We start from the raw sequence: 6150 nt of genomic DNA on the forward strand, positions 1-6150 counted from the left end.
GCTTCAGCCGATGACTTCGATGGCGGGGCGGCCCGCCCGCACTTCACCGATGAGGGCCGCGTCCACGCCCGCCTTGTCCAGGGCCTTGAGGGCCTTGAGCGCGTCGCTGGCGGGCACGCTGGCCAGAAGGCCCCCGTTGGTCTGCGCGTCGGCGAGCACCCACTGAATCGCCTCCGGCAGTCCCTTGGGGAAGCGGACCTTCTTCTGGACGTGGGCCAGGTTGGACCGGGTGCCCCCCGGAACCACCCCCGCCTCGGCCAGCGCGGGCACCTCGGCGATGAGGGGGATGCGCTCCAGGTCGATGGCCGCGCGCGTCTTCGCGCCGGTCATCATCTCCAACAGGTGGCCCAACAGCCCGTAGCCCGTCACGTCCGTGAGCGCGTTCACCTTGAACCGGCCCGACGCGAAGACCTCGCCGGCGGCGCGGTTGAGCGTGGTCATCACCGCGATGACGCGCTTCTGGAGCTGCTTCGAGGCGAGCCCGCGTTTGATTGCCGTGGTGGCGATGCCCGTGCCCAGCGGCTTGGTGAGCAGCAGCACGTCGCCCGGCTTCGCGCCCGCGTTGGTGAGCACCTTCTTCGGATGCACCACGCCGGTGACGGCCAGGCCGTACTTGGGCTCCGGGTCTCTGATGCTGTGGCCGCCGAGGATGGAGATGCCCGCCTCCTCCACCTTGGACTGCCCCCCCGCCAGAATCTTGGAGAGCACCGACAGCGGCAGGCCGTCCGGGAAGCCCACGAGGTTGAGCGCGAACAGCGGCTTGGCGCCCATCGCGTAGATGTCCGACAGCGCGTTCGCCGCGGCGATGGCGCCGAACTGGAACGGGTCGTCGACCACGGGCGGGAAGAAGTCCACCGTCTCCACCACGGCCAGGCCGGGCGCGAGGCGGTACACGGCCGCGTCGTCGTTCGTGTTGAAGCCCACCAGGGCCTGGGGGCCACGGGAGGACTTCAGTCCCCCCAGGATTTTCGACAGGTCCCCGGCCTTGAGCTTCGCCGCGCAACCCGCGCAGTGACTCAGCTCGGTGAGGCGCAGGCGCTTCACCGACTTCGCGTCCGCCACGGCGTGTTCCCCTTTTCGGACCCGCCCGGATGAGGGGCGGGCCCTGTGTACGACTCAGATGATGCGCACGTACTCGCGCTTGAGGAGCTGGACCAGCCCTTCGGCCGTGACGACGTCGTCCGCGTCCGCGCGATCCAACACACCCACCAGGGTCCCCTGGTTGATGACGAGCTGGAGCACGTCCAACAGCTCCGGCGTCAGCTCCTTGAGCGGCGGCGCCAGCGGGACGACCAGCTGGAGCATCGCTTCCGGAGGCGGCAGGCTCGGCTGGAGGCGCTTGAGCTCGTCGAGCTGACGGAGCGCGTCCATCAGCAGCGCCTCCGTGGACGAGTCCAGCTCCACCATGAACTCCTGGCTGTCCGCCGGACGCAGCTCGAAGTCGCCCTGCTCCCAGGTGATGATGCGGTTGAAGCTCTTCTGCGGACCCAGGTTGTGGTTGTCGCCGATGACCGCGTAGTACACGCGACCCTGGCGCAGGTAGATCTTCCCCTCCTGGGCGCTGTTGACGACCAGCACGCCGTTCTTCTTGGAGGTGTGGAAGAGCTGGAGCAGGTCCGGCAGGGGGATTTCCTCAATCTTCCCCGTCATGGAGCTGCCCTTGGTGGTGGTCCGCGCGGCCTGGGCGGCGGCGGCCTCCTCCAACTTCAGCTTGGCCATGCCCTCGTCCACGTTGGCGCCGTCAACGCCCTGGTGCACGAGCTTGAGGATGGAGGTCCCGATGAGGATGCGGTCCCCCTCCTTGAGCCCGGCCTGCTTCACCTTCTCGCCGTTGACGAAGGTGCCGTTGGTGGAGCCGAGGTCCTCGATGGTGATCTTCCCACCCGAGAAGCTGATCTTCGCGTGCTTGCGCGAGACCATGTCCTCGACGAGCACCATGTCCAGCTCGCTGGAGCGGCCGATGACGATCTGCTTCTCCGCCTTCAGCGGGAACTCTCCGCCCTGGTACTTCCCGGAGATGAACTTCAGGGCATAGGTCTTCGCGATATCCATGGTCATCAACCCGCCTGCTCCACCTTGCCGGGGTCCTTCACCAGGTTGAGATACATCTGCGCGCTCTTGTTGTCGGGGCTGCGCGCCAGCACGTCCTCCCACACCTGCACCGCCTCCGCCCTGCGTCCAGCGGAGTACAGCGCCACGCCGTACTGGATACGGCCCGGGATGAAGGCTGGGTTCTGCGTGATGACCTGCTCGTACTCGGCGATGGCCGCCACGTTGTCACCCGCGTCTCGCAGGGCGTTGCCCAGCTTGAGGCGGATGTCCACGAACTGGGGACACAGGCCCAGCGCGCGACGGTACTCCTCAATCGCCTTCTGCCACGCGCCACTCGACGCGTAGACGTCGCCAATCTCGCCGTACATGTTGGCGATCTTCTTCTCGACGTAGGGGTCCAACTCACCGGGGCCGGTCTTCTGCCGGGACAAGGCGGCCTGGTAGACCTCCTTCGCCTCGGCGTACTTCCCCATGTCGTTGTAGATGACCGCCAGGTTCAGCGCCGCTTCGGTGTACGCCGGATTCAGGTTCAGCGCGGACTCGAACGCCCGCTGCGCCCGGGCGAACTGGCCCTGGTCGTGGTAGATGATGCCGAGCATGTTGAATACGTCCGCGAACGTCGGATTCTGCTCGACGATTTTCGCGAGGTACTGCTCGGCCTGGGCGTACTGCTTCTTCTCGAAGTAGCCGCGCCCGAGGGTCAGTAGCTGCTTGAGGGGCTCTTCCATGACTCGGCCCGTCCTCGGGCCCTGCCTCCGACGCAGGTAGCCTACATGAGCCCGGGCGAAAACAAGAATTCATCACCGTGAAGCGTGAGCGACAGAGACCGTTGGCCCCGGGTGTCCACCGGCCTCGACGGGAGAGAGCCCTGCAGCCGCCAGTGCTCCGTGACGACCGCTTCTTCCCGCTCCAGGCGGATGTACCACGCCTCCGCCCGATAGACGCGTCCTCGCAACATCTTCAGCTCGTCCCATTCGGGTCCCGCCACTCCGGGATTTCCAGGCGCCAACAGTCGGCCCAGGGCCTCCGCGTCCGCCGCCTCGAGCGCGCGGCGGCGGGCCTCCAGCGCGGCGACGACGGCCACCAGTCGGGGCGCGGCGGAGGGCTCCGGCGTCCAGTCACCGCCCTTCAAGACGAAGGGCACCCGCTCCACCCCCGCCGTGCCCACCTGGGTGGCGCCCAGCGTTCCCTCGAAGTCGAGCGTGGCGAAGGCCTCCGCCCGCTTCGCCCCGGGCTCCACCGTCACCGTGATTCGGGCGAAGTGGACCTCCTGGGAGGTGAGCGGAATGGCCGAGTGGGGGATGGGCAGGGAAAGCCCGTAGGCCTCGGTGCGCTTCAGGGCGGTGATGACCTCCGCCTCGGGCCCGGCGGCGAAACCCAGGAGCCGGGGGACGAGCACCGCGCAGGCGGCGAGCACCGCCAGTCCGGCGATGACCAAGCCGCCCAGACGGCTCCACTCCTCCGTCGTCCTCACGTGCCCAGCATGCGCTGGGCCTTCTCCGCGGCGGGAGTCCCGGGCAGGCGGCGCAGCACCTGGCGCAGCGTCTCCTCCGCGCGCTTCGGGTCATTCAGCTTCACGTACGCCTCGTGGAGGTCGAAGAGGGCCTCCTCCTCGACGGGCGTGCCCGGGTACTTGACGAGCAGCCCCTCCAGGCGCTGGGCGACGGCCTTCCAGCGCTCGCGCTTCGTGTAGAAGCGGGCCACGTACAGCTCGTGCTCGGCCAGCCGCTTGCGGGCCTCGTCCGCGTGCTGCTTGGCCTCCGGGGCGTACTGCGAATCCGGATACTGGCGGAGGAACTCCTCCATGGTGGACAGCCCCGCGCGAATCTCGGCCTGGTCCTTCTCCTCCGAGGGCGGGAGGGCGAAGAAGTCGGAGGGGTAGTCCTCCACGTGGGTGAGGGCGGAGCGGAAGGCCGCGTAGTCCACCTTGGGGTGGGTGGGGTGGAGCTTGATGAAGGACTGGTACTGGTCCCGGGCTTCCGGGAAGGCCTCGCGGTCGAAGTCCACGTCCGCCAGTCGCAGCTCCGCCTCGCGCGCGGCTTCCTGGTAGGGGAACTTGGCGCGGACGTACTCGAAGTACTTCTGGGCCTTGAGGAAGTCCTTGTTCTCCAGGGCCTCGCTGCCGAGCAGGAGGTTCTCCTCGGCGGTGACGGCGTAGTCGGGGTCTCCGCCCTGGCTGCCGGAGAGGGCGGCGCAGCCGGAGGTGAACAGCAGGACGGTGGTCAGGAAGGCGACGGCGGAACGCATCGGCACCACGCTATTCGTCCGGCCCCGAGGGGTCCAGCGAAGGTTCGCCCAGGAGCTGATGGATGACGTCCTGGGAGAATCCCCGACCCGACAGGAACCGTGCGGCGCGGGCCCATGCCTTCCCGTCGGGTGGGCGAGCCGACAGTCCGCGCTTCTCCAGGGCGGTGCGCGCCGCGGCGACGGCGTCGAACTCCACCGTGGCGCGGGCGGCGTCGAGCGCGCCACGGGCCTCCTCCTCGGACAACCCATGCGCGTGGAGGCGATGGAGGACGGCCGCGGGCCCCTTGCCCCCGCTCAGGAGGGAGGCGGCGCGCTCGTGGCCGAAGCGAACGTCATCGAGGTAACCCCAGCCCTGGAGCCGGGCGAGCGCGGCTTCTCGTACAGAGGTGGGGAAGCCCTTGCGCTCCAGGGCCTGGAGCAACTCGTGCCGGGTGCGGGCTCGGGCGGCCAGCAGCTTGAGCCCCGCATCCGTGGCGCGCTGGACGGCCTCCGGTCCTTCATCCTCCGAGAGCATGGCGGGATACGTAGCATGTGGTAACAGGCGCGGGCATGCACCCTGTCCTCGCCCGCTTCCTCACCGCCGATGTCGCGAAGGAGACGCTCCGCAAGCAACAGGCGGGAGAGTCCCTCGCCCCGGAGGAGAAGTCCTTCACCGAGGCCGCCAAGGCACACCCGCGCCAGACCTCCATCCTGATGGACGTGGGAGGCCGCGTCCTGTCCTCGGATGCCCAGGCCGCGCTCGTGCTGCTGGCGGCCCATGCGTCGGCGCGCGCGCTGCTGGACGACGAGGAGCTGGGCGAGCCGGCCCGCAAGGCCCGCGCGGCGCTGGCCGAGGAAGGCGCCAGTGACGAGGAGACGGACGCGTTCATCGCCTCCATCCTCCTGGAGGAGGCCTTCGGCTACGCGCAGGACGTGGACTCGTTCGACCGTGAGTACGTGAAGGAGTCCCTGGGTGAGGTGCCCGCGCTGGCGGCGCTCACCAAGGAGGCGGTGGACGCCCTCTTCCTCGGGTTCGTGAAGGGCGCGCCGAACGACGCCGAGCGCAAGGTGCGCGAGACGATGGCCCGCGCGCTGTTCGACATCGCCTGGGAGGAAGGGCCCGCGCCCGTCAACCCCGAGCACATCGAAGCGCTGTTCGACGCGGAGATCTCCAACAAGCCCGAGGAGGAGCAGGAGGCCAAGGTGCACGCCGCCGCTCAGCTCCTCCAGGTGCTCGCGCGAGAGGGCCTGATGGGACCGCTGCGCCTGTCGCGCCTGCGCGCCATGCTGGGCGAGGAAGACGCGTAGCGACGTCGCGCTTTACGTCGAGGCCAGGCCCGTTTCGCGGATCCACCCTGAGCAGCGAGGCCCCTGCCCTTGCGGATCCGCTGGACTGGGGCGCTCGAACGGGCCCGCTCGTCCGCTGAAATGGGCGACGCGACCTCTCGATGCGCACACTCAGGCGTGCCGGCTCACCCGGTGAAACGGAGCGGCTCCCGCTCAGCACGAATCACCCAAGCGAACCGTCCCATCAGGCCGGGCGGAATGGCGTCCGCTCGGAGCGATTCGCCCAGGCCAGGCCGGCCCATCCGGTGAAACGGATGGGCTCGACCACCACTCAGCGAATCAGCTCCTGCGCAGAGCGACTCACCCAGGCAAACCGTCCCATCGGACAGTGCGGAATGGCGCCCGCGTGGAGCGCGTCGCGCGGACCGAACCGGCCCATCCGGTGAAATGGATGGGCCCGGCTCCAGCGCTCAGAAGCGTTCGATCTGGAAGTCGTCGTCCCCACCCGCCGCTGGCGCGGGAGCCGCGGCGGGCGCGGGCGCCGGACGAGGGGGCGCGGGCGCCGGAGGACGCGCGGCCTGGGCG

Annotated in this window: 7 protein-coding genes; 1 reads left to right on the forward strand and 6 read right to left on the reverse strand. The window is 69.1% G+C overall.

From position 1 onward, the window contains the following. Positions 1-3: 3 nt before the first annotated feature. The 6 genes from selD to HUW62_RS45155 all read right to left on the reverse strand — a co-directional run bounded on the left by selD (position 4) and on the right by HUW62_RS45155 (position 4813). On the reverse strand, positions 4-1044 hold the full coding sequence (gene selD / locus HUW62_RS45130) for a selenide, water dikinase SelD (RefSeq protein ID WP_275902387.1): 1041 nt from the start codon (positions 1042-1044) through the stop codon (positions 4-6). Between the two features lie 72 nt (positions 1045-1116). Beyond that, positions 1117-2052, reverse strand: a complete 936-nt coding sequence (locus tag HUW62_RS45135; RefSeq protein ID WP_163866886.1) for a DUF4388 domain-containing protein — start codon at positions 2050-2052, stop codon at positions 1117-1119. A 5-nt stretch (positions 2053-2057) separates the two neighbouring features. Continuing rightward, positions 2058-2780, reverse strand: coding sequence for a lipopolysaccharide assembly protein LapB (locus HUW62_RS45140; RefSeq protein ID WP_163866813.1), 723 nt, complete (start codon positions 2778-2780; stop codon positions 2058-2060). A 41-nt stretch (positions 2781-2821) separates the two neighbouring features. Then, on the reverse strand, positions 2822-3526 hold the full coding sequence (locus tag HUW62_RS45145) for a hypothetical protein (protein ID WP_176437967.1): 705 nt from the start codon (positions 3524-3526) through the stop codon (positions 2822-2824). Then, a complete protein-coding gene (locus tag HUW62_RS45150; protein ID WP_163866811.1) occupies positions 3523-4299 on the reverse strand; it encodes an outer membrane protein assembly factor BamD in 777 nt (258 codons plus the stop codon). Before HUW62_RS45150 ends, HUW62_RS45145 begins: the two co-directional genes overlap by 4 nt. Before the next feature lie 10 nt (positions 4300-4309). Then, positions 4310-4813 carry a regulatory protein RecX gene (locus tag HUW62_RS45155; protein ID WP_163866810.1) on the reverse strand — a complete coding sequence of 168 codons (504 nt, stop codon included), beginning with the start codon at positions 4811-4813 and terminating at the stop codon, positions 4310-4312. A gap of 35 nt (positions 4814-4848) precedes the next feature. On the opposite strand from HUW62_RS45155, the gene HUW62_RS45160 reads away from it, so the two are divergent. Next, positions 4849-5586, forward strand: a complete 738-nt coding sequence (locus HUW62_RS45160; RefSeq protein WP_176437968.1) for a hypothetical protein — start codon at positions 4849-4851, stop codon at positions 5584-5586. The last annotated feature ends 564 nt before the right edge of the window (positions 5587-6150 follow it).

It is taken from the genome of Myxococcus sp. AM011, from assembly GCF_013372595.1.
GTDB lineage: Bacteria > Myxococcota > Myxococcia > Myxococcales > Myxococcaceae > Myxococcus > Myxococcus eversor.